The organism is Micromonospora echinofusca (assembly GCF_900091445.1).
In the GTDB taxonomy this organism is placed as follows: Bacteria; Actinomycetota; Actinomycetes; order Mycobacteriales; family Micromonosporaceae; genus Micromonospora; species Micromonospora echinofusca.
In genome coordinates this window covers 1,141,990-1,166,773 of sequence record NZ_LT607733.1, presented here as the reverse complement: position 1 = coordinate 1,166,773, position 24,784 = coordinate 1,141,990, and the positions used below count along the sequence as shown (strand labels likewise).

20 protein-coding genes are annotated in these 24,784 nt (G+C 73.8%); 8 read left to right on the top strand and 12 right to left on the bottom strand.

Annotated features, from left to right (window positions below; genetic code table 11):
- The first annotated feature begins 1 nt into the window (after position 1).
- The 3 genes from GA0070610_RS05355 (at position 2) to GA0070610_RS05345 (ending at position 3,350) form a co-directional block, all read left to right on the top strand.
- Positions 2 to 1,450 carry an alpha-amylase gene (locus GA0070610_RS05355; protein WP_088998987.1) on the top strand — a complete coding sequence of 483 codons (1,449 nt, stop codon included), beginning with the start codon at positions 2 to 4 and terminating at the stop codon, positions 1,448 to 1,450.
- An 84-nt stretch (positions 1,451 to 1,534) separates the two neighbouring features.
- Complete coding sequence (locus tag GA0070610_RS05350) at positions 1,535 to 2,446, top strand: L,D-transpeptidase (RefSeq protein ID WP_231925921.1); 912 nt, start codon at positions 1,535 to 1,537, stop codon at positions 2,444 to 2,446.
- A 154-nt stretch (positions 2,447 to 2,600) separates the two neighbouring features.
- Positions 2,601 to 3,350 (top strand): hypothetical protein, encoded by a 750-nt coding sequence (locus GA0070610_RS05345; protein WP_157747039.1) that lies wholly within the window; start codon positions 2,601 to 2,603, stop codon positions 3,348 to 3,350.
- 80 nt (positions 3,351 to 3,430) lie between these two features.
- Here the strand turns inward: GA0070610_RS05345 and GA0070610_RS05340 are convergent, their stop codons facing one another.
- From GA0070610_RS05340 to GA0070610_RS05330, 3 genes are all read right to left on the bottom strand, one after another.
- Complete coding sequence (locus tag GA0070610_RS05340; RefSeq protein WP_231925920.1) at positions 3,431 to 4,558, bottom strand: DUF3103 family protein; 1,128 nt, start codon at positions 4,556 to 4,558, stop codon at positions 3,431 to 3,433.
- Positions 4,559 to 4,732: 174 nt separating this feature from the next.
- Positions 4,733 to 6,823, bottom strand: coding sequence for a prolyl oligopeptidase family serine peptidase (locus tag GA0070610_RS05335; RefSeq protein ID WP_197697796.1), 2,091 nt, complete (start codon positions 6,821 to 6,823; stop codon positions 4,733 to 4,735).
- Positions 6,824 to 6,937: 114 nt separating this feature from the next.
- Positions 6,938 to 7,591 carry a TetR/AcrR family transcriptional regulator gene (locus tag GA0070610_RS05330; protein WP_088998983.1) on the bottom strand — a complete coding sequence of 218 codons (654 nt, stop codon included), beginning with the start codon at positions 7,589 to 7,591 and terminating at the stop codon, positions 6,938 to 6,940.
- Positions 7,592 to 7,722: 131 nt separating this feature from the next.
- Between GA0070610_RS05330 and GA0070610_RS05325 the strand changes: the two genes are divergently transcribed.
- Entirely contained in the window at positions 7,723 to 8,739 is a 1,017-nt protein-coding gene (locus GA0070610_RS05325; RefSeq protein WP_088998982.1) for a hypothetical protein, read from the top strand.
- A 94-nt stretch (positions 8,740 to 8,833) separates the two neighbouring features.
- The gene (locus tag GA0070610_RS05320; RefSeq protein ID WP_088998981.1) at positions 8,834 to 9,982 is read left to right on the top strand and encodes a site-2 protease family protein; all 1,149 of its coding nucleotides are present in this window, start codon (positions 8,834 to 8,836) and stop codon (positions 9,980 to 9,982) included.
- Here GA0070610_RS05320 and GA0070610_RS05315 read toward each other — a convergent pair.
- Positions 9,979 to 11,220 (bottom strand): FAD-binding protein, encoded by a 1,242-nt coding sequence (locus tag GA0070610_RS05315; RefSeq protein ID WP_089003290.1) that lies wholly within the window; start codon positions 11,218 to 11,220, stop codon positions 9,979 to 9,981. The genes GA0070610_RS05320 and GA0070610_RS05315 overlap by 4 nt on opposite strands.
- Positions 11,221 to 11,234: 14 nt before the next feature.
- A complete protein-coding gene (locus GA0070610_RS05310; RefSeq protein ID WP_157747038.1) occupies positions 11,235 to 11,798 on the bottom strand; it encodes a hypothetical protein in 564 nt (187 codons plus the stop codon).
- Between the two features lie 78 nt (positions 11,799 to 11,876).
- Between GA0070610_RS05310 and GA0070610_RS30325 the strand changes: the two genes are divergently transcribed.
- The gene (locus tag GA0070610_RS30325; protein WP_157747037.1) at positions 11,877 to 12,107 is read left to right on the top strand and encodes a hypothetical protein; all 231 of its coding nucleotides are present in this window, start codon (positions 11,877 to 11,879) and stop codon (positions 12,105 to 12,107) included.
- Between the two features lie 81 nt (positions 12,108 to 12,188).
- On the opposite strand, the gene GA0070610_RS05305 is transcribed toward GA0070610_RS30325, so the two are convergent.
- Complete coding sequence (locus GA0070610_RS05305) at positions 12,189 to 13,118, bottom strand: LLM class F420-dependent oxidoreductase (RefSeq protein WP_088998979.1); 930 nt, start codon at positions 13,116 to 13,118, stop codon at positions 12,189 to 12,191.
- A gap of 157 nt (positions 13,119 to 13,275) precedes the next feature.
- Between GA0070610_RS05305 and GA0070610_RS05300 the strand changes: the two genes are divergently transcribed.
- Positions 13,276 to 14,445, top strand: coding sequence for an acyl-CoA dehydrogenase family protein (locus GA0070610_RS05300; protein WP_088998978.1), 1,170 nt, complete (start codon positions 13,276 to 13,278; stop codon positions 14,443 to 14,445).
- 200 nt (positions 14,446 to 14,645) lie between these two features.
- On the opposite strand, the gene GA0070610_RS05295 is transcribed toward GA0070610_RS05300, so the two are convergent.
- From GA0070610_RS05295 to GA0070610_RS05270, 6 genes are all read right to left on the bottom strand, one after another.
- Positions 14,646 to 15,323, bottom strand: a complete 678-nt coding sequence (locus tag GA0070610_RS05295) for a hypothetical protein (RefSeq protein ID WP_088998977.1) — start codon at positions 15,321 to 15,323, stop codon at positions 14,646 to 14,648.
- Between the two features lie 164 nt (positions 15,324 to 15,487).
- Complete coding sequence (locus GA0070610_RS05290) at positions 15,488 to 16,525, bottom strand: hypothetical protein (protein WP_088998976.1); 1,038 nt, start codon at positions 16,523 to 16,525, stop codon at positions 15,488 to 15,490.
- Complete coding sequence (locus tag GA0070610_RS05285) at positions 16,525 to 16,794, bottom strand: hypothetical protein (RefSeq protein ID WP_088998975.1); 270 nt, start codon at positions 16,792 to 16,794, stop codon at positions 16,525 to 16,527. Before GA0070610_RS05285 ends, GA0070610_RS05290 begins: the two co-directional genes overlap by 1 nt.
- A 453-nt stretch (positions 16,795 to 17,247) precedes the next feature.
- Entirely contained in the window at positions 17,248 to 20,481 is a 3,234-nt protein-coding gene (locus GA0070610_RS05280; protein WP_088998974.1) for an ATP-binding protein, read from the bottom strand.
- Positions 20,478 to 21,173 (bottom strand): hypothetical protein, encoded by a 696-nt coding sequence (locus tag GA0070610_RS05275; protein WP_088998973.1) that lies wholly within the window; start codon positions 21,171 to 21,173, stop codon positions 20,478 to 20,480. Before GA0070610_RS05275 ends, GA0070610_RS05280 begins: the two co-directional genes overlap by 4 nt.
- A complete protein-coding gene (locus GA0070610_RS05270) occupies positions 21,170 to 22,255 on the bottom strand; it encodes an endonuclease domain-containing protein (RefSeq protein WP_088998972.1) in 1,086 nt (361 codons plus the stop codon). Before GA0070610_RS05270 ends, GA0070610_RS05275 begins: the two co-directional genes overlap by 4 nt.
- 368 nt (positions 22,256 to 22,623) lie before the next feature.
- Between GA0070610_RS05270 and GA0070610_RS05265 the strand changes: the two genes are divergently transcribed.
- Entirely contained in the window at positions 22,624 to 24,771 is a 2,148-nt protein-coding gene (locus tag GA0070610_RS05265; RefSeq protein WP_231925919.1) for a DUF4153 domain-containing protein, read from the top strand.
- The last annotated feature ends 13 nt before the right edge of the window (positions 24,772 to 24,784 follow it).

The following is a 24,784-nucleotide window of genomic DNA, read 5'->3' as shown; positions in this document are numbered from 1 at the left end:
CATGCAGAGACGTCGACGGTTGTCGGCGATCGTCGCCCTCGGCGTGATCGCCGGCCTGATCGTCCCCACCGCCGCGACGGCGCCCCCGGTCGCAGCGGCCCCGGCAGGCGGCAAGAAGGTCATCGCCAACCTCTTCGAGTGGAACTGGTCCTCGGTGGCGAACGAGTGCCGCACCACCCTCGGCCCGAAGGGCTACGGGTGGGTGCAGGTCTCGCCGCCCCAGGAACACGTCCGGGGCTCGCAGTGGTGGCTGGCCTACCAGCCCGTCAGCTACCGCATCGAATCCCGCAAGGGCACCCGCGCCCAGTTCAAGTCCATGGTCGACACGTGTCACGCGGCCGGCGTGAAGGTGGTCGTCGACGCGGTCGTCAACCACATGTCGGGGCAGGACAACGGCGGCACCGGCTGGGCCGGCTCGTCGTACGGGCACTACGACTACCCCGGGATCTACCAGACGCAGGACTTCCACCACTGCGGCCGCAACGGCGGCGACGACATCGCCAACTACAACGACCGGTGGGAGGTGCAGAACTGCGAGCTGGTCAACCTCGCCGACCTGAAGACCGAGTCGGACTACGTCCGCACGAGGATCGCCGGCTACCTCAACGACCTGCTCTCGCTCGGCGTCGACGGCTTCCGGATGGACGCCAGCAAGCACATGCCGGCCGCCGACATCGCCGCCATCAAGGGCAAGCTGTCGCGCTCGGCGTACATGGTGCAGGAGGTGATCCACGGCGCCGGTGAGCCGATCCAGCCGGGCGAGTACACCGGCAACGGCGACGTGCACGAGTTCCGCTACGGCAAGGACCTGGCCCGGGTCTTCCGCTCCGAGAAGCTCGCCTACCTGCGCAACTTCGGCGAGGGCTGGGGGCACCTGCCCAGCGCCTCGGCGGCCGTCTTCGTGGACAACCACGACACCCAGCGCGACGTCGGCGGGGTGCTGACCTACCGCGACCGGGGCAACTACGCGCTGGCCAACGCGTTCATGCTCGCCTGGCCGTACGGCTCCCCGACGGTCATGTCGAGCTACACCTACAGCCAGCGCGACCAGGGCCCGCCCTCGGACAGCTCCGGGCGGACCCTCAACGCCACCTGCTACTCCGGCTGGGAGTGCGAGCACCGCTGGCCGGTCATCGCCAACATGGTCGGCTTCCGCAACGCCACCGAGGGCGCCGGCGTCGTCAACTGGTACGACAACGGCAACAACCACATCGCCTTCGGCCGGGCCGGCAAGGGCTTCGTCACGATCAACGACGAGGACGCCGCGGTGAACGGTCGGTCGTACCAGAGCGGGCTGCCGGCCGGCCGTTACTGCGACGTCATCCACGGCACCTTCAGCAACGGCACGTGCAGCGGGCCGGTGATCACCGTGGACGGCGGCGGCTGGTTCGCCGCGAACGTGCCGGCCCACGACGCGATCGCCATCCACGTGGGCGCCCGGCTGAGCTGAGCGTCCCGACCGTCACGACCCCGTCCCGGCCGACATTCCGGCCGGGACGGGGTTTCGCCGTTCTACACCCGTTACAGTTAGTTTGTGCGTTTTGACCGAATGAACCGGCGACATGTCCGGGCGCTGGCCGCAGTCGGCGTACCCCTGCTCCTGCTGGCGGCCGGGGCAACGGGCTGGGCGCTGACCCCCGGGGCCGCGCCCACCGCGCCGCCGGTCGCCGGGCCACCCGCGTCCCCGACCCGCGCGGCCCCGACCAGCGCGGCGCCGACGCCCGAGCGGGTGCCCGTCGCCGCGCCCGCGCCGGACGACCTGCCGGTGGTCGACTACGGCCCCGCGCCCACCGGCTTCCCGGCCGACCCGGACACCCTGGACACCACGCCGCTGACCGCGGGCCTGCATCCGACCCGCCGCATCGCCGCCTACACCGCCCCCGGCGGCCGGCCGCTGGCCTTCCTCGACCCCACCATCAGCGGCGTCGAACTGACCATGCCGATCGCCCAGCGGCGGGCCGGCTGGGTGGCGGTGCTGCTCCCCTCGGCCAACCGCACGCTCGCCTGGCTGCCGCCCGGCGGCCACACCACCGTGGCGCTGCGCGACCAGATCGTGATCGAACGCAAGGCGTACCGCCTCACCTGGTACCGCGCCGGCCGGGCCGTACGCAGCTGGGAGGTCAGCCTCGGCCAGCGCGGCCAGGAGACGCCGCTGGGCCGGACCTTCGTCCTGGGCCGCACGCCGCCGCCGCAGAGCGTGTACGGGGGCGTCGACATCTTCGCCCTCGGCTCCGTGCCCGACGACCCGGACTCCGTGCCGGCGGGCCTGCGCGGGGCGCACATCGGCATCCACAGCTGGTACCACGACGGCGAGTTGGGCAAGAAGACCACCAACGGCTGCATCCGGCTCACGAAGAGCGGGCAGCGGGAGTTGCTGGCCGAGGTACGCCCCGGCACCGAGGTGGTCGTGGTCGACGAGCTGCCCGCCCCGCCCCCGACCGCCTGACCGACCGCGAACCGGACGACGGACACGGGCCGGCCTTGCGCCGACGGGCCAGACTGGGACGCCCCGTCACCCAGGAGGCACCGTGCGTCACCCGTCCCGCTTTCTCCGATGCCTCGGCGTGACCGCAGCCGCCGCCACGGCCATGATCACGCTCATGCCACAGGCGGCCGTCGCCGCAGTCGTCCTCGACGACGGCGTCGTGCTCCAGTCCACCACCGGCACCGACCATCTCGTCACCGCCGACCGGCCCGCCTGGGCGGCAGCGGCCGTCCACTCGACCTCGAACTACAACATCAGCCTCTTCGACCAGTGGGGTGGATGGCTCACCTCCAGTTACGGCTACGGCTTCAACCGGTCGGAGTTCGTCGCCGTCAACTCGCACCTGTCGCCCCTGGCGTCGTACGAGGCCCGCACCAGCACGAGCTACGGACCCGCCGTCGCGCACACCCAGTGGCGGCAGTCCCACACCACGACGACGCTGCCGTACCCGGCCAACGACGGGGTGACCGGCCCGTCCGACCCGGATCTGGCCTTCGCCGCGCTGGGCAGCACCCAGGTGGTCAGCGTCTCGGACATCCACCTCAAGGCCGGCGAGGCGTTCTGGGTCGACACCGCCCCCGACACGCTGTTCTTCCTGCTGGAGAGCAACCCGTACGACAGCACGACCCGGCTGCGCACCCGGCATCAGCACGCCACGGCCGGGGTGGTGCGCACCGCCCAGGGCTGCACGCTCTACCGCGCGAACCACAGCGGCGTCCACGGCCTGCTGATGGTCGCGGACGCCGCACCGGTGACCACCACCCCGCCGGGCGGAACGGCGGTCGCCCTGCACCGTTACGACCCCGCCCGCCCCTACACCTGCCCGCAGCGCAACTTCCCCGGTCCGACGCCCCCGGGCGTCTGACCGGTTGGCGGCCCCTGTGCGGGTGTCCCCATCGGCGCACCCGCACAGGGTTTCCGCTGCCCGTCGCGCGGGCTGGCCGATCAGAACTGCTCGACCCAGTACGGGGCGACGTCCATCCAGCCGTTGGCGCCCGCGCCGTGCTTCCGGCCGCTGCTGGCGGTGCTCAGGGTGTACCAGGCGTCCACGAAGTCCGGGTCGTCGGTGTACCAGGAGGTGGGGATGGCGTCCAGGATCGCGTTGACCAGCGGGGTGTACGCGCCACCGTCCACGATCACCAGCAGGGCGCCCGCGATCGCCTTGACCAGGGACGAGTAGTTGGTGTCCCCGTCGTCCTCCATCATGACCACGTCGGCCAGGTTGTACTTGTACGACGAGAAGTGCACCAGCAGCTGGTTCGGGTAGTAGGTGGTGCCGTCGTGGTCCAGGTACGGCATCTGCACGAGGTCGACCTTGACCTTGCCGTCCAGCCCGAACCCGGCCACCAGGTTGTAGATCTCGGCGTCCCCCTTGATCCAGGGCTCCTCGTCGTCGCTCAGCCGCACGGCGTTGACCTTGGTGGCCCAGTAGCCGGCCGAGGCGCTCACCCCGGAGGCGCGGGTAGTGGGTCGCGCCGGAGCCGCCCGGTCGATGCCCCGCGCGCCCAGCTCCTGGCGCATCAGCGCCAGTCCCGCCGTGAGGGCCCGCTCGGTGTCCACGTCGACCACGAGCACCGGCCGCTGCGGCACCCGCGCGGCGTCCAGCACCACCGTGGCACCGGAGCGGTCGTACGCGTGCACGCTCGCCGCCGAGTCGTCCGGCGGCGTGGCGGCCACCAGCGGCGCCTCGCCTCGGGCCAGCGCCGCGCGCATGTCCGGGTGGGCCAGCCGCAACCGCAGCAGCGAGCCGGTGCCGCCCGGCAGGCCCTTGGCGACCAGCAGCCGCTGGTTGGCGGCGCGCAGGTCGCCGGCGAGGCGGGCGTCTACGCCGGCGGCGAGCAGGTCGACCGGGCCACTCGCGGCGGCGACGCCCAACCGGCTCAGCTCGGACCGGTCGGTGACCGCCACCTGACGGGCCACGCCGTCGGTGATGGCGAACACCGGGCTGGCGACCGCCGGTGTCGGTGCGAGGTGGTCGGGCCGGGCGTATGCCGGGGTGGCGACCGCCGCGACCAGGGTGGTGGTCGCGATGCCGAGGGACAGGACGGCACGGCGGAAGGTACGTCGGTTCACATGGACTCCTCTGCGTCTCCCGGCCATCGGCTCGTGGCGGCGACCAAGAGATTGACGACGATAACTACATAGGTATACGTCCATCGGGGAGTCGTCAACGTCGGTGCGGACACGGAGGCCGAGGGGTTGGCGGCGTGGGCGCAGGGGTGGAGAGCCGACCGGAAGCCCTCAGCGTCACGGACCGGACAACGCGTCGACCGGGGAAACCTGGCGCGGCAAGGGCTGGTGTGGCCGTCCGGCCAGCTTTCGCCACAGGAACTCCAGCGTCAGCGCCCAGACGAAGGCGCGCTGCTCGTTGTTCGCCGCCGCGCCGTGCCCGCCCTCGACATTCTCGTAGTAGGACACGTCGTGCCCGTGCTCGCGCAGCCGGGCCGCCATCTTGCGGGCGTGCCCCGGGTGCACCCGGTCGTCGCGGGTCGAGGTGACGAGCAGGACCGGCGGGTACGCCCGGTCGCCGTCGACGTTGTGGTACGGCGAGTATCCGCGCAGGAACTCCCAGTCGGCCGGCACGTCCGGGTCGCCGTACTCGGCCATCCACGAGGCACCGGCCAGCATCCGGTGGTAGCGCCGCATGTCCAGCACCGGCACGTGCGCGACGACCGCCCCGAAGAGCGTCGGGTGTCGGGTCAGCATCACCCCCGTCAGGAGCCCGCCGTTGCTGCCGCCCTCGACGCCGAGCAGTTCCGGCGTGGTGATGCCCCGCGTCACCAGGTCGGCCGCCACCGCCGCGAAGTCCTCGTACGCCCGGGGCCGGTTCTCCCGCAGCACGGCCCGGTGCCACCCGGGGCCGTACTCCCCGCCGCCCCGGATGTTCGCCACCACGTAGGTGCCGCCCCGGGCCAGCCAGCCCCGCCCGATGACCCCGCTGTAGTGCGGGGTCAGGGGAATCTCGAACCCGCCGTAGCCGGTGAGCAGCGTCGGAGCGGCGGGCGCGTCCGGGTCCCCCACCACGAAGTACGGCACCCGCGTGCCGTCGGCCGAGGCGGCGAAGAACTGCCGTACCGCCAGGCCGTCCGCGTCGAAGGACGCCGGGGCCCGCCTGAGCGTCTCGACCGCGCCGCCGACCTGCCCGAGGCGCAGCGTCGCCGGCTGGAGGAACCCCTCCGAGGCGAGCAGGTAGGCGTCGTCGTTGTCCGGGTCGGTGTCCACGACCTCGCTGTGGTCGAACTCCGGCACCCCGGGCAGGGGCTCCCGCCGCCAGCCCTCCCCGTCGGGCGTCAGCACCTCCAGCCGGCTCCGCACGTCGACGAGGGTGGCCAGGATCAGCCGGTTTCGGGTCCAGAAGTGGCCGCTGAGCGCCGTCCGGTCGTCGGGGCGGAAGAGCACCGTCATCTCCCGCCCGCCGGCGAGGAACGCGTCGAACCGGGTCGCCAACAGGGCGCCCGCGGGGTGGGTCGCCCCACCGACCGCCCATGGCGAGCGCGGCCGGACCAGCAGCCACTCCCGGTGCACGTCCCACTCGGCGTCCTCCGGCACGGCGATCGGGATCCGCTCGCCCGTCGCGGTCAGCAGGTGTCGCTCGGAGCGGAAGAAGTCCAGCCGGCGGCCCACGAAGTCACGCTCGAAGCCGGGCGTCGGGTCGTGCGACGCCCAGACGGCGACGTCGTCGGCGTGCCCCTCGTGGACGATCTCGGCCTCGGCCAGCGGCGTGCCCCGCCGCCACCGCTTGACCACCCGCGGATAGCCCGAGGAGGTCAGCGAGCCGGGCCCGAAGTCGGTGGCGACGTAGACGTGGTCGGCGTCGATCCAGCCCACGTCGCTCTTCGCCTCGGGCAGCGTGAAGCCGTCCTCGACGAAGACGCGGCGGTCGAGGTCGAACTCGCGCACCACGACCGCGTCGCCCCCGCCCCGGGAGAGTCTGACCAGGCAGCGCCCGTAGCCGGGCCGCAGCACCGTCGCCCCGCTCCAGACCCAGTTCTCGCCCTCCTCGGCCGCCAGCGCGTCCAGGTCGAGCAGCACGTCCCACTCCGGCTCAGCCCGGCGGTACTGGCCGAGCGTCGTCCGCCGCCAGATGCCGCGCGGGTGCGCCGCGTCGGTCCAGAGGTTGTAGTAGAGATGGTCCCCGCGCCACCCGGGGTAGGGGATGCGGTCGTCCGCGTCGAGCACCCGCCGGAGCTCGGCCCGCAGGGCCGCGAACCCCTCTCCGTTGGTCAGGGCCGCCACGGTCTCCGCGTTGCGGTCCCGCACCCACCGCGCGGCATCCGCGCCGTCGAGGTCTTCCAGCCAGAGGTACGGGTCGTCGGTCTCCACGGTCAGCCTCGCCACCCCGCCACTATCCCCGACGGGAGACCTACGCCCGAGTCTGGGCACCTGTCGGCATGGCGACGACCACCCGGCCCACCGACTCCCTGGCCGCCGTGCGCACCGGTCGGGCCGGCTTCACGGCCGGGTGTCCCGCTCGGCGGCGTCGAACGCGGGCGCGAGCGGGGCCAGCGCCGTGCGGAGCTGGTCGGCCAGTGAGCCGGAGGGCACGACCAGTCCTCCGGCGGCGAGACTCTCGGCGGCGTCTGTGTTCCCGGCCGGCCGGAGCCAGCCTTCCAGCGCGATGCGAACCGCCGCGGCCACGCTTGCCGCGAGGACGCGGGCCGTGTGCGCTTCGGCGTGGTCCAGGCGTTCGGCGATCACCGCCGTGAGAGGGCGCTCGATGCCGGCGGTGGTGTCGAGGAACGCGTCGCGCAGCGCGGGCTGGGTGGTGATCAGCAGCAGCGCCTTGTGTTCGCGCTCGCCGGTGTCCGTGTACTGCTCGACCACTGCTTCGGTGACGGCGTCAGCCAGGCGCACTCGTGCGGGCCGGGCCGCGACCGCCGCCGCGATGCGCGCCTCCCGGTCAGCGGTGACGGCAGAGACGATCGCCTGCTCGCGGCTGGCGAAGTAGTTGTTGTAGGTGCGCGGCGAGACCCCGGCCGCCTCGGCGATGTCCTCGACCCGCACCTGGTCCGGCCCGCGCTCCTCGGCCAGGCGCAGGGCCGCCTCGCGTAGCGCCTGGCGCGTGGCCTGCTTCTTCCGCTCCCGCAGCCCTGGTGGTGTCGTCACGGTGTCAGCGTCCCACGCAGGACCGCACGCTTCAAAGCTGCGCGTACGCAAACTTGCGTGCACGCACTTTTCCTGCCAGTCTCGACCCGACCGGGACCGACAGGAAGGGCGCCACCATGCGAGCAAGAGGGATGACCTACGACACCGGGTTCGTCGTGCACGGCCAGATGTCCCGCGAGCACCTCGACCTTGCGGTGGTCCGGCGCGAGCTCGCCATCATCCGCGACGACCTGCACTGCAACGCGGTCCAGATCATCGGCGGCGACCCGGATCGACTGGAGCTGGCCGCCGGTGCCGCCGCCGAGCTCGGCCTGGAGGTCTGGTTCTCGCCCTATCCGCTGGAGCTGGACCCGGAGCAGATCTTCGCGCTCTTCCGCGACTGCGCCGAGCGGGCGGAACGGCTCCGGCGGCGGGGGGCCACGGTCGTGTTCGTCGCAGGGGTCGAGCTGAGCGTGATGAACCGCGGGTTCCTGTCCGGAGAGAGCCCCGAGGAGCGGGTCGAGCAGCTGATGAGCCGACCCGAGCGGCGGGCCGGAGCGATACGCGAGCTCGGCGTGCGCATCAACGCATTCCTCCGCGAGGCCGCGGCCACGGTCCGCGAGCGCTTCCAGGGCAGACTCACCTACGCATCCATCCAGTTCGAGCAGGTCGACTGGGCTCCCTTCGACATCGTGACGTTCGAGCTGATCCGCTCCGCCGAGGTCGCCGACCGGTTCCGGGACGCGGTGCGCACCCTGGCCCAAGGCCCGAAGCCGCTCGCCATCACCGGGTTCGGCACCGCGGCTTACCGCGGCGCGGGAGACCGTGGCGGGCGGGTGCTGGAAGTGGTCGAGTACGACCCGGAGACCAGGTCTCCCGTGCGGCTCGACGGCACGTACGAGCGTGACGAGGCCGGCCAGGCCGCCTACCTGAGCGAACTGCTGGAGATCTTCGAGACCGAGGGCGTGGACAGCGCGTTCGTGTTCCTGTTCGCCCTGCCTGGCTACCCGCACCGCCCAAACGGCGACCCCAGGTACGACCTGGACCGGGCCAGCCTGGGCATCGTCAGACTCCTCGAAGGGCGCCGGGGACAGACCTACCCCGACATGGAATGGGAACCCAAGGCCGCCTTCACCGCAGTGGCGCAGCGGTACCGGAGGGGACGATAGCGGCCAGGCGCTGCCCGCGGCGGGTGACGTAGCGATCCCTCCAGCGAAGTGGGCGACCTGGCATGCACGTGACCGTTGCGGGTAGTACGCGTACATGAGGGCGAGTTTCCGGCTCGGCCGGATAGCGGGCGTACCGGTCGGGGTCAACTGGAGCGTCCTGGTCATCTTCGCGCTGATCGCCTGGGGGCTGTCGGCCAACCAGTTCCCCCGGGCCTACCCGGACCGGCCCGTCGCCGCGTACGTCCTGGCGGGGCTCGCGGCGGCGGTGGTCTTCTTCCTCGGCCTGCTCGCCCACGAGATCTCGCACGCGATCGTCGCGAAGCGCAACGGGCTGGAGGTCGGCGGGATCACCCTCTGGCTCTTCGGCGGGGTGGCCGAGCTGCGCGGCGAGGCGCGCGACCCGGGCGCGGAGCTGCGCATCGCCGGCGTCGGCCCACTGGTGAGCCTGCTGATCGGGCTCTTCTTCGGCGCGATCGCGGTGGTGCTCGCCATGGCCGGCGTGGAGGGGCTGCTGCTGGGCTCGCTGGCCTGGCTGGCCGGCATCAACGTGCTGCTGGCGGTCTTCAACGCGCTGCCGGCCGCCCCGCTGGACGGTGGGCGGCTGCTGCGGGCGGCGGTCTGGAAGGCGACCGGCGACCGGACGAAGGCGTCGGTGGTCGCCGCCCGGGCCGGCTGGGTGCTCGGCGCGGTGCTGATCGGCCTGGGGCTGTGGCAGTTCCTGGCCGGCGTCGGCTTCGGCGGGCTCTGGCTCGCCCTGATCGGCTGGTTCCTCATCGGCGCCGCCGGCCTGGAGGAGCGGCAGGCCCGGATGGGCAGCGCGCTGGAGGGCGTCCGGGTGACCGACGTGATGACGCCGCAGCCGCAGACCGCGTCGGGGCAGATGACGGTGGGCGACTTCGTCGACCACTACCTCTTCGCGTACCGGCACACGGCGCTGCCGCTGACCGAGGACGACCGCCCCGTCGGCCTGGTCACCCTCGACCGGGTACGCGGCATCCCGGCGGAGCGCCGCGCCGCCACCACGCTGGCCGAGGTCGCCTGCCGCGCCGACGAGCTGGTGCTCGCCCGGCCGGACGAGCCGCTCAACGAGCTGCTCCCCCGGCTCAGCGAGTGCGCCGACGGGCGGGCGCTGGTGGTCTCCGACGGCCGGCTCGTCGGGATCGTCTCACCGAGCGACATCAGCCGGGCGGTGCAGCGCGGCAGCCTCCGGGAGCAGATGCAGGGCAGCCGGCCCGGCCGCTAGTCGCGGGGCAGGTAGCGGTCGAGCAGGTCCGTGCGGAACGTGCCGGCCGGGTCCAGCCGGCGCGCCAGGTCGAGGAAGTCGGCGTACCGGGGCCAGGCCGCGGCGACCGCCGCCGGGGCGAGGTCGAAGACCTTCCCCCAGTGCGGGCGCGGCGCGAACGGCGCGAGCCGCTCCTCCACCGCCGCCACCACCGGCAGCACCGCCGCCGCGTCGGCGGTCCAGGTGAAGTGGATGGCGAGGCTGTCCCGCCCGTGGTTCGGGCTGAGCCACAGCCCGTCGCCGGCCACCGTCCGCAGTTCGCAGACCTGGAGCACCGGCGCGATCAGGCGCGCCACCGGGTCAAGCGCGGCCAACGCCGCCGCCGCCGAGGCGCGCGGCACGTGGTACTCCGACTGCAACTCGTCCCCGCTGCTGGGGGTGAACCCGAGCCGGAAGTGCGGCAGCCGTTCGTGCCACGGGCCCGGCTCGCCGAGCTGCGGGGTGCAGTTGCGCGCCGGCATGCCGGGCACCGGGTGCCGTTGCCCGTCGGCCGGCGTCGTGTCGAGCCAGTCCGCCGGCAGCGGCGCCGCGTCCGCGCGCTGCTTGACCCACACCTCCCGCAGCCGCGACGAGCGCCAGTCGGTGAAGACGCTGACGCTGTACGCCGAGGCGAGCGCCGCGTCCAACGCCGAGCGGGACAGGCCGAGGCGGACGTACTGGCGGATGTCGAAGGTCGGCACCACGTCCAGGGTCACCCGGGTGACGACGCCCAGCGCGCCCAACGAGACGACCATCCCGGCGAAGGCGTCCCCGTCGGCCGCCCGGTCCACGGTCAGCAGCTCGCCGCCGGCGGTGACCAGCTCCAGCCCGGCGACCGCGCTGGCCAGGTTGCCGATCGTCTCGCCCGAGCCGTGGGTGCCGGTGGCGATCGCGCCGGCGACCGAGATGTGCGGCAGCGAGGCCAGGTTGGCCAGCGCGTACCCGCGCGCGTGCAGCCAGGACGCGAGGTCCCCGTACCGCATGGCGGCCGGCACCGTGACGGCCCGGCGGTCCGGGTCGAGCGCGACGGTTCCGGGCAGCCCGGCCAGCGAGACGAGGTCGCCGGTGGTGTCGCCGAGGCGGTTGAACGAGTGCCCCGTGCCCACGACGCGGAGGCGTTCGCTGCCCGCCACCAGCCGGCGCAGCTCGTCGAGCGAGGAGGGCGCGTGGTGGCGGCGGGCGGCGTAGCGGACGTTGCCCGCCCAGTTGCGCCGCGGCACGGACCCGGCGGCGGTCACGGGACGCGGCGGCGGTCGGCGGGCCGCTCGTCGTTTGGCGCGCCGCCGAGCGCGTCGACGAAGCGTTCCCCGGCGTGCCGGGTGAGCGCCGCCGCCACCTCGGCGGGCTCCTCCCGGACCCGGGCCAGGTCCAGCAGCTCCACCGCGGCCCGGCCGTCGACCGGATGGCGCGCGTCGGCCGGGAGCCCGGCCAGCGTGCCCGGTACGGGCACCAGCAGCAGTCGCGGCGTGGCCGGCAGCCCCTCCCGGACCGACGGGCGGGCCAGCGCCAGCGCCTCGACCTCCGTCCACGCGATCGTGCGGCGCAGCCCCGGGCGGCGGACGGTCAGGCCGTCGACGCCGATGACGAACCGGAACGGACGCAGCAGGCCCGCCAGCACGCTCCCGCCCAGCAGTACGGCGCCACCGGCGACCAGCCGGCGCAGCAGCGCGTGTTCCCCCGGCAGCGTCAGCAGCACCCCGCCGCTGAGCACACAGACCAGGGGCAGCACCAGCGCCCCCCGGGTGCGGTGCAGTTCCACGTCGTACCCCCGTTCGACACCACGGTCGTCGGCACGCATCATCCGACGGGCACCGGCGGGGCGGAACCGGTCGATCGGGCACGGTTACCCCGCCGGGATTCGGGGAACGCCGCGACGATGAGCACGTACCGCGATCCCGCCGCCCGAGAAGACGTCGCCCGCCGCCGCGCGCAGACCGGCCCCGACGGCCCGGGGAGCCTGGCGCAGAGCGGCCCCATCGGCCCGGTGTCTCCGGGCGGGGCGTACGCGGCGGGCACCACGCCCGGTCCCCGGCCGGTCCCGGCGCCCCCGCCCACGCCGCGCCCGGTGCCGCACCCGGGGCCGGCGCCCCGGCCGGGCGGCGCCTGACGCCCGGAGGCCGCCCCTGAGCGGGTGAGCGCAGCCGGGTCCTTCCGCCGGCTCGGAGCTGCACGGACCGTTCCCACCGGCTCAGAGCTGGGGCTTCACCTCGGCCGCGACCAGCTCCAGGTGGTCGAGGTCGGCCAGGTCGAGCACCTGGAGGTAGAGCCGCTCGCTGCCGATCTCGGCGTACCGGCCGATCTTGTCGACGACCTCGGCGGGGGTCCCCGCGAGGCCGTTCTCGCGCAGTTCGTCCGGTTCCCGGCCGATCGCGGCGGCCCGCCGGGCCACCTCGGCGTCGTCGCGCCCGCAGCAGAGCACGAGGGCGTTTGACCAGCACAGCTCGCCCGCGTCCCGGCCGACCTCCGCGCAGGCGGCCCGGACCCGGTCGAACTGGGCGACGGAGTCCGCCACCGACGCGAACGGCAGGTTGAACTCGTCGGCGTACCGGGCGGCCAGGCGCGGCGTACGCTTCGGGCCCATACCGCCGAGCAGGATCGGCGGGCGCGGATCCTGCACCGGCTTCGGCAGCGCCGGCGAGTCGCTGACCGGGTAGTACTTCCCGGCGAAGTCGAACCTCTCGCCGGGCGGCGTCGCCCAGAGCCCCGTGACGACCGCGAGCTGCTCGGCCAACCGGTCGAAGCGCTCCCCCAGCGACGGGAACGGGATCCCGTACGCGGTGTGCTCCTCGGCGTACCAGCCGGTGCCGATGCCCAGCTCCACCCGGCCGCCGCTCATCTGGTCGACCTGGGCGACGGTGATGGCCAGCGGGCCCGGCAGCCGGAACGTGGCGGCCGTCATCAGCGTGCCCAGCCGGATCCGCCGGGTGTCCCGGGCCAGACCGGCGAGGGTCGTCCACGCGTCCGTCGGGCCGGGGTCTCCGCTCACCGCGCCCATCTTCAGGTAGTGGTCGGAACGGAAGAAGGCGCCGTAGCCGGTCTCCTCCGCGCACCGGGCCACGGCGAGCAGGTCGTCGTACGTCGCGCCCTGCTGGGGTTCGGTGAAGATCCGCAGTTCCATGCTTCGAGCATAGGGAGCCGGCCGGGCCCGCGCGCCGTTCCGCCCCCTTCCGGCGGTGCCGCCGCGCGAAGTGGCGGGGATCCGATAGCGGCGGTCCTGGCCCCCGGGTCGCCGGCAGGTCCAGAGTGGAGGCCGGGCGACGAGTCGAGGAGGACGCATGGAGGACCAGCACCGGGACCGGCTGATCGGGGCGGTGGAGGCGCTGCTGCCGGAGGTGTCGCGCCGGGCCGGCGAGATCGAGGCCGCCCGTGGGCTCCCGGCCGACCTGCTCGACTCGCTGCGGGCCGCCGGCTGCTTCCGGATGTTCGTCCCCCTCGGCCACGGCGGGTACGACGCGGACCTGCGCACCGGGTTGCGGGTGCTGGAGGCGCTGGCCCGGGCCGACGGCTCCACCGGGTGGACCGTGATGATCGGCGCCGAGACGCCGCACCTGCTGGCGATGCTGTCCCGCGACCGGTTCGACAAGGCCTACGCCGACGGGCCGGACGTGGTGGTCGGGGGCGGGTTCGCCCCGCAGGGCCACGCCGAGCAGGTCGACGGCGGCTTCCGGGTCACCGGCCGGTGGGCGTTCGCCAGCGGCGCCCGGCACGCCGACTGGATCTTCGGCAACTGCGTGCTCACCGAGGGCGGCGCGCCGCTGCCCGGGCCGGCGGGGGCACCGCCGCCGGTGCGCTCCATGCTCTTCCCGGCCTCCCGGGTCACCGTCCACGACACCTGGCACGTGCTGGGCCTGCGCGGCACCGGCAGCCACGACGTCGAGGTGGCGGACGCGTTCTGCCCCGTGGAGGAGAGCTTCGACCTGTTCACCGGGGTGCCCTGCGTACCGGGGCCGGGCTTCGTGGCGCCGCTGGTCCACTTCGTACTGCACCTCGGCGCGGTCGCCGTCGGCATCGCGCAGGGCGCGCTGGACGACATGGTCGCGCTGCTCGAAGGCGGCCGGCAGCGGCTCTACGCTCGGCAGTCGCTCGCCGACTCGCCCGCCTTCCGCCTCCAACTCGGCCGCGCCGACCTCGACGTACGGGCGGCCCGGGCCCTGCTGCGCGACCTGGCCGACGACCTGTGGGCGGCCTGCGCCACCGACCCGGCGGCGGTCCCCGCGCTGCACCCGAGGATCTCCGCCGCGCTGCCCTGGGTGACGGAACGGGCCGCCGCCGCGGCCGACACCTGCTACCGGGCAGCCGGCGGCGGGGCGGCCCGGGACTCGTCGCCGTTGCAGCGCCGGTTCCGCGACATCCACACGTTCAGTCAGCACGCGGCGGCGGCGGAGGGCTGGCTCGCCAACAACGGCGCGCGGGTGCTCGGCCGGCCGGTGGAGCTGGCCTACTGACACCGGCACGAAGCGGCGCGCGGACGTTGGGGCGCGGGCGGCGGCGCGCGGACGTTGGGGCAAGCGGCGCGTGGGGCGCCGCGGTCAAGCGGCGGCGCGCGGGGCGCCGGGGGTCAAGCGGCGCGCGGGCGCCTCGGCGCGGGCGGGTGTCCCCGGTTTCCAGCCGGAGCCGGGGCACCCGTCCGCCGTCGATCGACGGGTCAGCAGCGCTGCCGCTGCCCCGTGTAGTGCACGCCGACCTTGCCCACCACGGTCAGGTCGGTCAGGGCGGTGTTCGCACCGCGGTGCACGTAGCACGAGTAGCGGTGCTGGTTGATCACTTCGAGGTGGATGTGCACCCCGCTGTCACCGTTGACCTGGTAGCAGCTGGACCAGCGGAAGCGGCCCGTCTCGCCGAGCTTGGTCCACGGACCGACCGAGGCGCCGACGACGATGCCACCGGGCTTGTTGTTCACGTGCATCACGTCCGCCCGGCCGAGGATCTGCCCGGTCGTGGTGTCCCGGGCCTCGAGCCCGATGCGGTAGCCGCCGTCGGCGAGATTGCGGGTCGCGCAGCCCGCCTGGACGGTGACCACCTTGACGGCGACCGGGTGCCCCGAAGCGGTCTTGGTGCCGAACGGCGAGACGATCGTGGCACCCGGGCTGCGGTAGATGTCGACGGCCCAGTCGTTGGGGTAGCCCCAGTGGCCGAAGACGATGTGGTGTGAGGTCGGGCCGGAGAGGCCGAAGCGGTCCCAGGTGGACGCGCCCTGGATCGGCGGATAGACGTTGACCGTGTCCGCTGACGGATGCGCCTGCGCGGCGCCGACCGGGGCGACCACGGCGCCGACCACGAGCGCGAGAGCGGCCAACGCAGGGCCGAGACGACTGAACTTCACATGATCTCCATGGCTGTCCTGGCGCAGCGGGACTCGGCGGACATCGCACCGGGTGGCGCACGAGCGTGCCTGCGCGCGATCCGGCGGATCTTATACCACCATCGATGGATCTCATGATCGACGTCTATCCGCCCGCCGCGGCCCCCGGGTCTCCGGCCGACCGTTCAGACGTACGGGCGGGTGGCGTACGCCGCCCGCAGCGCGGCCAGCCCCGTCGACTTCGGCGACAGGGTGCCCCAGCCCGAGTTGAAGTAGTTGGTCCGCGCGATCCGGGGGCCCCGCTCCGCGTTGAGCTGGGCGACGGCGGCCGGCACGGTGGCGATCCAGGCCGCCTGGTCCGGCACCTCCGCCACGCGTACGCCCCACTCGGCGATGATCACCGGTCGGGAGAGGGCGACGGGGCCGAGATCGGCCACCGCCCAGTCCTTCGCCCGGCGGAACCGGGCCAGCGCCGTGTGGGCGGGGCTGGTGGCGTACGCGTTCCACTGGAGGAAGTCGAGCCGGGCCATCAGCGCCTCCGGGTGGGTGCGCTGGAAGCACGCCCGGTCGAAGCCGCCCACCCCGACCGAGAACGTCGTGCCGGCGGGCAGTTGACGGGCCTTGAACCAGTTCACGATGTACGTCATCGCCTGCACCGCGCGGGCGTCCGACTGCGCCCACGGGTAGGTGACGCCGGACTCGGTGGTGCCGAACTCGTGGTCGGTGTCCAACTCGGAGGCGAGTTGGATGTTCACCCCGAAGCCCAGGGTCCGGTACTGGGACAGGGCGCGGGCGAACAGGCCGTCGCAGTGCCCGGCCAGGACCTGGCTGTAGCCGTACGCCCGGGGCCAGGTCGTGCCGGGGCGCTGCTGGATGGTCATCGCGGGCGCCGGGACGGTGTAGGTCACGCCGTCCACGGTGAAGGTCTGCGGCCCGGCGTTGGGCGCGCCGTAGTGCTTCAGCTCCAGCACCATGTTCATCCGCACCCCGGCCCTGCCGAGGGTGATCAGCCACGGCCGTTGGTAGCCGGGGAAGGTGTAGCCGTCGGCGAAGCTGCGGTACTGGGTCAGGGAGCGGAAGTTCCCACCGGCCATGTCGGCCGTCGGGTCGGCGCCGCCGGAGAGGTAGTAGCCGCCGAGCACCGGCGGGGCGATCGTGTAGTCGGCGGTGGCGGTGGCGGTACGGCCGCCGTTGTCGCGCACCGTGACCGTGACCCGGGGCATCACGCCACCGCCCGGTAGACGGCGACCGAACCGTTGTCCGACGCCCTGGTCCAGGTGCGGCCCGAGTCGTCGGCGACGGCGAGGGTGAGCGGATCGATGACGGCGGTGACCTTGACCGGCGCGCTGCTGTTGCCCTGCGCGTCGGTGACCACGATCGTGACGGTCACCGGCTTGGTGTCGGCGTCGCCGTAGGTGACCGTCAGGATCATCTGGTCGCCGGGCGAATAGGTGGTGGCGTTCAGGGATGCGGTGGCGGTGGGAGCGGCCATGCCGGCTCCTCTCGTGCTAGGCCGCCGGGCCTGACCGCTCGTGACCACGGCCGGCTCCGGCTGGGGAGGATGGCGTCGGGCGACGCTTCAGCCGCCGGGCACGCGACGGCGTGGGCCCGGGCGGCACCTGGGTACGGCTCGCCGGCCGCGCTCGTCTCGGGATCGCCGCGCGGCTGAGGTGGCTGCCGGAACGGGGACGTCGGTGTCGGTGTCGGTGAGGCGGCATCCGCCCGGCGCGCCCGGGACGGTGACTGCCGGGAGCGCGGCCTCGCGGTGCGTGGGCGACCGACGCTGCACTACGCCGGGGCCGTCGCGGGGCCGGGCTCGGTGATGGCGGTGTCGGCGGGGACGATGCTGTCCCCGCCGGGCCCGAGGGATGGGATGTGGCCCGCCATCCTCACGCCTCTCACCTGCTACAACAGTGCGTCGGACAGGAGGCTTACGTCCTGTCCGTCATCGGACGGCCGTCGCGTCCGGCACATGACTGCGTTCCGGGCGTAAGTGTGCCGAGGCGGCCCTGGCGACGACCTCCTCCGGGCTGAGCGGCGCCTTGGGGTGGTGGGACAGGCACATCGGCGTGTCCACCTTGACGAACGCGAAGCCCTCTCCGGCCACGTAGAACTGGCCGCTCTGCATGAGGCCGATGTCGGGCAGCCGGCCGCCCTTGGCCTCCGCCAACTGACGGGCCGCGTCGATCTGCGCGGGAGCATTGAGCAGCCCGAAGAACTGCGTGGTGGCGTTGCCGGAGATCTGGTTGTGCAGTCCCTTCGGCGCCTGGGTGGCGAAGACCAGCCCGAGCCCGTACTTGCGGGCCTGGGAGGCGAGGGCGATCGTGCTGGCGGTGCAGGCCGTCTGCCCGGTCGACGGGGCGAGGGTCTGCGCCTCGTCCATCACGAAGAGCCCGCCCAGGGGCCGGTCGCCCGCCGGGTGCCGCTTGATCCAGGCGAACAGGGCCATCTGGAGCTGGTTGACGAAGCCCTGCCGTTCCTGGTCCGACGTGAGCCCGACGAAGCTGATCACGGAGATGCGGGCCCGACGGCCCGGCGAGGGGGTCAGCAGCAGGCCCGGATCGGCCGGGGCGCCGACGCCGCCGAACAACGGGTCGGTGACCATGGCGGCCTTCAGGGTCTCGGCCAGGTCCTGGGCCAGCTTCTCCGACCGGCTCAACCGGCTCACCCCGTCGGGCAGTTCGGCGAGGAACTCGGTGAAGCCGGGCAGGCCCACCATTCCGCTCCTCGCGTACGCCTGGAGGGCCTCGGTCAGCACGGCCTTGCCCTGCTGGGCCACCCTCGTCGGCCGGTCCACCCCGGCGCGCGGGGCGAGTGCCTCCACCGCCGAGCGGATCGCCTGGTCGAACTCGTCCGGCGAGTCGCGGACAGGAGTGAAGTCCGGCAACGGCTGGAAGGTGAGCGGTCGACCGGCGTTGACCCGGGGCGTCCAGATCACCACCTCGGTGTGGTCGAGGTGGTCGCGGGCCCGCTCGGCGTCGCCGGGGCCCCATCCGGCTGGCGGTTGCGGCCAGGGATCGCCCAGGCGGGCGAGGTCGTTGTTGGGATCGAGCACGATCGCGGACACGCCCTCCCGCGCGCATTCCTCGACCAGTCGCCGGATCAGCACGGTCTTGCCGGAGCCGGAGCCGGCGAAGATCACTGTGTGCCGGCGTAGCGACTCCAGGTCCACCGCGAAGGGCCGCGCCCCGTCGGTGGTCCGCCCCAACAGGATCGAGGTTCCGTCGGCCGAGGCCCTTCCGCCGTCGACCCGCACGTCGTCCTCGCCGCCCACCCCGGCGGCCGGCCCGGCCCCCGCGCGGGTCGCTCCGGCGGATTCGCCAAGGATCGTCGCGAACAGCTGCGTCGAGCTGGCCGGGCGGCGCATCACCAGCCACTCCCGCAGGACGGAGGCCGGTTCGCCGCTCAGTTCACGAAGCGCGGCGAAGACCCGTAGGTCCCCCTCTTCGACGCCGCAGCGGATGCCGCCGGCCGCGTCGAAGGCCGCCAACACCTCGGCCGTACGCTTGCCGGTCGGCCACGGGCCGTTGCGCAGCAGCACCAGCCGCCGTTGCGGCAACGCACGGTCCAGGCCCGCCATCGTGCAGGCCGCCTTCACCCTGGCGGTCACCGCGATCGCGTTCGGATGGGAGATCGCGCGAAGACACCAGTGCGCCTCGTTCTCGGTGGCCTCGTCCAGCACCTCGATCAGCCGCCCGTGCAGCGCCGGCTTACGGCCGGGCGGCGGGTCGTACTTGTAACTGGCACCGGTGGGTGCCTGCTCGGCGATCCAGGCCGCCAGGCCAGCAGCGAGGAGCGTCGGCATGTGTGTGTCCTCGGTCCGCGGATCGAGCGCGGCCGTCACATCGGCCGCCGCCACCAGCTCGGCGAACCGGTCGTCGAGCCGCCGCAGGCACGCATCGTCGCCTGTGGCTGTCTCGCCTGCCGCCCTCGGGCCGACCGTGGTGCCTGCGCCCGACGGTTCGGGCCCGTCCGCGACATGGTCGCCGACCTCGATGAGGCGGTCGAGTTCGGTCACCTCGTCCCGGTCCCTGCACCAGGCGACGTGCCGGTCCACGCGGCGCAGCAGCGCCCGGGGCGTCAACGCCGGGGCGTCGGCGAACGCCTCGGGGCTGATCGGCCAGGTCGGATGCGGCGGTGCGAAACGCGGCCCGGCGAAGGCGGCGGTGAACCGCTTCGCCACGATGGCCCGGCCGATCTCGGGGGTGGGAATCCGGTCGGGAAGGGTGGCCTGCCGGAACCGGTCGCCGACCGGGGTGGGCGCGCTCCTGGTCAACAGCTCCCAGGTGTCCGGCAGGCACGACACCACGATCAGCGTCCGGCGGGTGACGTCACGCAGCTTCAGCAGACCGTCGGCGATGGGCCCGACGACCTTCGCCTGGGCGTCCTCCAGCCCGGCGTACTGGTCGAACATCGCGGTGCTGGTCTGGGCGAAGAGCGTGTCGAGCTGGTCGACGGCTATCACCGTGGGGTCCAGCGTCAGCGCCATCAGCCGCGAGACGTCCTGGACGATCTGCTGCGGCGTACGCATCGCCGGGGTCAGCCCCCACGCCGTACGGCCGGCCGGATCACCCGGCTCGGAGATCAGGTGGGCGTAGCCGACGTCCTGCGCCTCGAAGTCGAGCGCGCCGTGCAGGACCAGCGCCCGGGCGGTGTCCTGGCAGTCCCGGCCGATCTCGCGGTGGCGCGTCCGCAGGGCTCGCACGAAGGTGTCCAGGTGCTCCCGGGTGACCGGCTGCGTGCCGGCGACCGCGTCGCGGACCTCCGCCGGGATGCCGAGCTGGGCGGTGAGCCGACGCAGGAACGTACGCAGCTGGGTGCCCCAGCCGAACGCGTCCCGCCCCATGCCTTCGACCAGGGCCAGCGCCACGCTCTCCCAGAACGTCTTCCCGCTGACCATGTCGACCAGGAAGAAGTAGCCGCCCTCGCGCTGGATCCGATCCCGCACCGCTCCGAGCAGGTGGGTCTTGCCGGCGCCGGCGCGCCCCTGCATGGCCACCCCGAGGGGCACGGTGGTGTCGTCGGTGCGGGCCCTGCCGACGCCGCGCAGGATCTCCGCCACCACCTTCTCGTGCAGCTCCGGCACGTCGTGCGGGCTGGGCCGCCACACGTCGTCGGGGGTGACCGCCGGGTTGAGACTGACCGCCTCGAGCGCGGCCCGTACGTCCTCAGCGATCATGCCGCGCCGATCGCCAGGGTGTGGTTCTCCTCGTCCCCGATGCGCACCGCGGCGGCCCGGTCCCGGGGGGTCAACGACTTGGTGTTGGCGACCGGGATGATCCGGACGCCGTCCCGGTGGACCATGGCCCGCAACGTCGCGTCGACGGTCGCGCGGTCCTGCCCACCGAGGCGCTCGCGCAGGTCGGCGAGCCCCACCCAGGCTCCCGGCTCCCGGGCGAGTTCGCGGTAGGCGGCGCGGATCAGGGCCTCCACGGCCTCCGGCTGCGCGGCCACCGGTGCCGGCGCGGCGCCGGGGGGCGTCGAGCCGGCCGCCGGGCCGTGGGCGACCGACTGCTGCGTGAAGAAGTCGGCATGGCTCAGCCCCAACCGGCTCAGCGAGCGGTGCAGGCCGGCCAGCAGGGTGAACAGCGAACGGGTAGTCGAGCCGCTGCGCGCGGGCGGGGCGCCGGCGTGTAGCTGCCGCACCACCCGCCACCCCTCGTCGGTCAGCTCGTGGGAGAAGGGTCGGTGCGACCGGTCGGTCTGGACCAGGCCGAGCGTGACGAGCTTGGCGTTGTCGGCACCGGTGAGGCTGAACCCGGCCAGCTCCTTCAGCTCGGTGTTGGTCAGTTCGCGGGCCTCGACCATGAGCACCAGGAGCGCGTTGATCTGGTTGGGCGTCAGGTGGGGAAGGTCCGCCGTGCTCGTCATGGTGCCTCTTCTGTGTGGGGGTGCGTGCCGGTCTGGCGACGACGGGTCAGCAGTTGCCGGATCATGCCGACCACGGCCTGGACGTCGGACAGCACCTGCTCGTTGGTGAACCGGAGCACGTCCAGCCCGAGGAGTTGCAGCCGCACGTCACGTCGCCGGTCGTTGGCGAATCTGATTCGTTCCCGATGTTCCGGGCCGTCCACCTCGACCGCAAGTCCCTCGGCCGGCCAGAGGAGATCCAGGCGGTAGGTCTCGCCGAGCAGGTGCCAGTCGTACGTGTGGTTCCAGCGCCTCCCCCGGGCCCACTCGTGCGGCGTCAGTGCCAGCTCCAGGGCCTGCTCGGCGGCGCTGTCGCCGCGCGGCACCCCGGACAGCGGCGGAAACGTCAGCGCCGGCGGCGGCTCGCGGACGGTGTCGGGAACCCGACCCGTCTGCACCGCCAACTCGGCCAGGCTCGACGGCAGCGAAACCCGGACCGACCGGATCCGGTCGACCGTCCGTAGTTCTCGCCCGGCCAGCCAGACGGTGAAGCGGCCGTGCCGCACCAGCCATTCGGCGGCGGCGACCAACGCGCGTTCGGTGTCCGTGGTCAGTTCGTCGGTCAGGCCGACCAGCAGGACCCACCCGTCGCGGTCGTACGCGGAGGCGATGACGCGGGCCAGGCCGGCAGCCCGTACCTCTGCCGGGAAACGCGGCCGGTGCTGCCGGTGCCGCCCGCGCAGCGCGCGCTCGGCGAGGTCGGCCAGGAACGGGCCGAAGTGCTCGGAGCGTGCGGCGGCCCGCGAGGCCAGGGACCGCACCGCGGCGGCGCCCAGCGTGCCGGAACCGTCGAGCCGTTCGGCGCCGGGCAGCCAACGGGGAAACAGCGTGAGCGCTGCCCGGTCCAGTTCGTCCAGGACGGCGGCGAGCAGGTCGGTGAAGTCGCTGCGGGCCGGTACGCGGTACCGAACGACGACCGGAGCGGCGACCGGTGCCGGATCGAGTCCCACGTGGAGCAACTCGGCGTCGATGCCGGGCAGGTGGCTGACCCGCCGCGGCGGAAGGGCCTCCCACCAGTTGCCGGGAGGTACGCCACTGGCCATGGCCGAGCACGTTACCGAGGATCGATCGGGCGTGCCGCCCGCCCGATCCGGTCGCCCACGCCTGCGCCGCTGTGCTCGTGTACGGCCACACCGGCGGCGGAGCTTCACCGCCCCCACCCCGCACCCCTCCCCCGCTTCCCCGCTCGTGATCAGGACGCTATGGACGTCACCCGGCGGTTTCAGGGTCCAGGGCGTCCTGATCACCACTGGTCCGGCCGCTGGGCTTCAGGCGGGCGATGGTCTGTGGGGAGGGTCCTCAGCCGCGCTCGGGCACGGACGCGAGTTGCTCGCGTCATGGCGCGTACGGGGCGGCGGCGGGCCGGGGGCGGCCGTACAGTGTGCCGACCGTTCGATCGAGGAGGGGTTCCTTGACCCAGCCACCACCGGTGCCGGGCCCCCCGGGAACCGGCGACACGCACGGCGACACCGGCGACGATCCCCGGCACCAGACGCCGTACCTGCTCGTCATGCCGCCCACCGAGGGCGCACCGCCTCCGATGGTGTGGCCCGGGGCGGAGGGCGCGCCCGCCTGGGCGATCCCCGTCAGCATCCCGCCCGGGACGCGCGGGTACGCCGTGTTCATCCCGCTGGTGCCGGCCGCCGCGGGCCCGCCGGCCCCGGCACCGTCCGCCCCCGCCGCCAGGTCGGCCGAGGCGTCGGCCGCGCCGGCCCCCACAGTCCCCGCCCAGCCGGGAACGAGCATCCCGACGCAGACCGCCTCGGTGAGGGCGGCGGACGCCGTGGCACCCGCTACCGAGCCGCCATCCGACGCCGTCAGCCCGCCGCCGGCCACCACCGACGCGGCACCGGCCGCCGCTCCCGCCGGCCAGCCCGGGAACGCCCCCGCCGCCGGGGTACCGGCAGGCGCGTGGGCGGGCAGCGGCGCATCCGCCGCCGGTACGCCCGTGACCATCACCCAGGAGCCCGTCGCCGCGCCGCTGCCGGCGCCGTACCGGATCGGGGTGCCGTCCGGCGCGCCCGCGCCGTACCGCGGCTACCAGCCGGTCCCGCGCCCGCCGTCGTTCCTCGACACGCGCTGGCCGGGGCCGGCGCCGGCCCGGGACCGGGCGGTACCGGCCGCGATCCTGGCCGGAGCGCTGGGGGTGGCGTTCTTCGTGCCGCTCACCCGCACGGGCATCGGCTGGTTCCTCGGCTGGCTCGCGCTGACCGTCGCGGTGGTCCTCGCGGTACGCCGGACGGGCGCGGAACTCCCCCGCGCCGACCGGCGGATCCGCGCCGGCTGGGCGGCGGCGTCCCTGGCGCTGCTGTCGGTCCTGGCCTTCCGCAACGCCTGGTGGCTGGTGACGTTCTGCGTGCTCGGCGCGCTCGCCTGCGCGACCCTCGCGATCGTCGGCGGCCGGCTCGTCCGCTCGATCCTGTTCAGCCTGGTGGCGGCGCCGTTCGCGGCGTTCCGGGGGCTGCCGTGGGTGCGTGGTCACCTGCGCGCCCCGGCGAATCCCGGCCTGGTCCGCCGGGTCGTCGGATCGGCCGCGGCCACCATCGTCGCGCTGATCGTCTTCGGCGCTCTGCTGTCCTCGGCCGACGGCGCCTTCTCCGTGATGCTCGACGAGGTGATCCCGAAGGTCAACGTCGGCACGGCGTTCCGCTGGGCCTTCCTCGCCGCCGTGGGCGGGCTCTGCGCCGTCGCCGCCGTCTACACGTTGGCCGCGCCGCCCGACCTGTCGACCGTGGACCGGCCCGGCACGCGCCGCTTCGGCCTCGTGGAGTGGGCTCCCGTCATCAGCGCCCTGACGCTGCTCTTCGGCGGCTTCGTGGCGGTGCAGTTCACCGTCCTGTTCGGCGGGCAGCGGCACGTCCTGCGCACCGCCGGCCTCAGCTACGCCGAGTACGCGCGCAGCGGGTTCTGGCAGCTCGTCGTCGTCACCCTGCTGACGCTGGCGGTGCTCGGCGGGGTGGCCCGCTGGGCGCGACGGGACCGGGCGGTCGAGCGCCACCTGTTGCGGGTCCTGCTGGGCCTGCTCAGCGCCCTCAGCTTCGTCATCGTGGTGTCGGCGCTGTCGCGGATGTACACGTACCAGAAGGTCTACAGCTTCACCGGCGAGCGGCTCTTCGTGATGGCGTTCGAGCTACTGCTCGGCACCGTGTTCCTCATGATCCTGGTGGCCGGTCTGCGGTGGCGCGGGGCCTGGATCCCCGGCACCACCGTGGCGCTCGCCGTGGTGATGCTGCTGGGCCTGGCCGTGCTCAACCCGGAGGACTACGCCGCCCGCCGCAACATCGCCCGGTACGAGCAGACGGGGAAGATCGACGCCTGGTACCTGCGGGCGCTCTCGGCGGACGCGACGCCGGCTCTGGCGGGCCTGCCCGATCCGGTGCGCCGCTGCACGCTGAGCTGGATCGCCAAGGACCTCGACGAGCCGGACCCCTGGTACGCCTGGAACCTGGGCCGGGTCCGGGCACGCGCGGCGCTCGACCGGGCCGGGCCGGGCGCGGTCGGCGGTCCACGCGACTGCCGGGCCGCCGACCAGTTCGACCTGCCGAAGCGCCGCCGCTGACGGACCGCGTCGC

What these genes read in the sequence shown, in the direction of transcription:
- GA0070610_RS05280 (WP_088998974.1), bottom strand. Translation starts at nt 20,481, where the DNA reads ATGATCGCTGAGGACGTACGGGCCGCGCTCGAGGCGGTCAGTCTCAAC.
- GA0070610_RS05310 (WP_157747038.1), bottom strand. Translation starts at nt 11,798, where the DNA reads ATGCGTGCCGACGACCGTGGTGTCGAACGGGGGTACGACGTGGAACTG.
- GA0070610_RS05270 (WP_088998972.1), bottom strand. Translation starts at nt 22,255, where the DNA reads ATGGCCAGTGGCGTACCTCCCGGCAACTGGTGGGAGGCCCTTCCGCCG.
- GA0070610_RS30325 (WP_157747037.1), top strand. Translation starts at nt 11,877, where the DNA reads ATGAGCACGTACCGCGATCCCGCCGCCCGAGAAGACGTCGCCCGCCGC.
- GA0070610_RS05290 (WP_088998976.1), bottom strand. Translation starts at nt 16,525, where the DNA reads ATGCCCCGGGTCACGGTCACGGTGCGCGACAACGGCGGCCGTACCGCC.
- GA0070610_RS05275 (WP_088998973.1), bottom strand. Translation starts at nt 21,173, where the DNA reads ATGACGAGCACGGCGGACCTTCCCCACCTGACGCCCAACCAGATCAAC.
- GA0070610_RS05325 (WP_088998982.1), top strand. Translation starts at nt 7,723, where the DNA reads ATGACCTACGACACCGGGTTCGTCGTGCACGGCCAGATGTCCCGCGAG.
- GA0070610_RS05320 (WP_088998981.1), top strand. Translation starts at nt 8,834, where the DNA reads ATGAGGGCGAGTTTCCGGCTCGGCCGGATAGCGGGCGTACCGGTCGGG.
- GA0070610_RS05305 (WP_088998979.1), bottom strand. Translation starts at nt 13,118, where the DNA reads ATGGAACTGCGGATCTTCACCGAACCCCAGCAGGGCGCGACGTACGAC.
- GA0070610_RS05300 (WP_088998978.1), top strand. Translation starts at nt 13,276, where the DNA reads ATGGAGGACCAGCACCGGGACCGGCTGATCGGGGCGGTGGAGGCGCTG.
- GA0070610_RS05355 (WP_088998987.1), top strand. Translation starts at nt 2, where the DNA reads ATGCAGAGACGTCGACGGTTGTCGGCGATCGTCGCCCTCGGCGTGATC.
- GA0070610_RS05285 (WP_088998975.1), bottom strand. Translation starts at nt 16,794, where the DNA reads ATGGCCGCTCCCACCGCCACCGCATCCCTGAACGCCACCACCTATTCG.
- GA0070610_RS05345 (WP_157747039.1), top strand. Translation starts at nt 2,601, where the DNA reads ATGCCACAGGCGGCCGTCGCCGCAGTCGTCCTCGACGACGGCGTCGTG.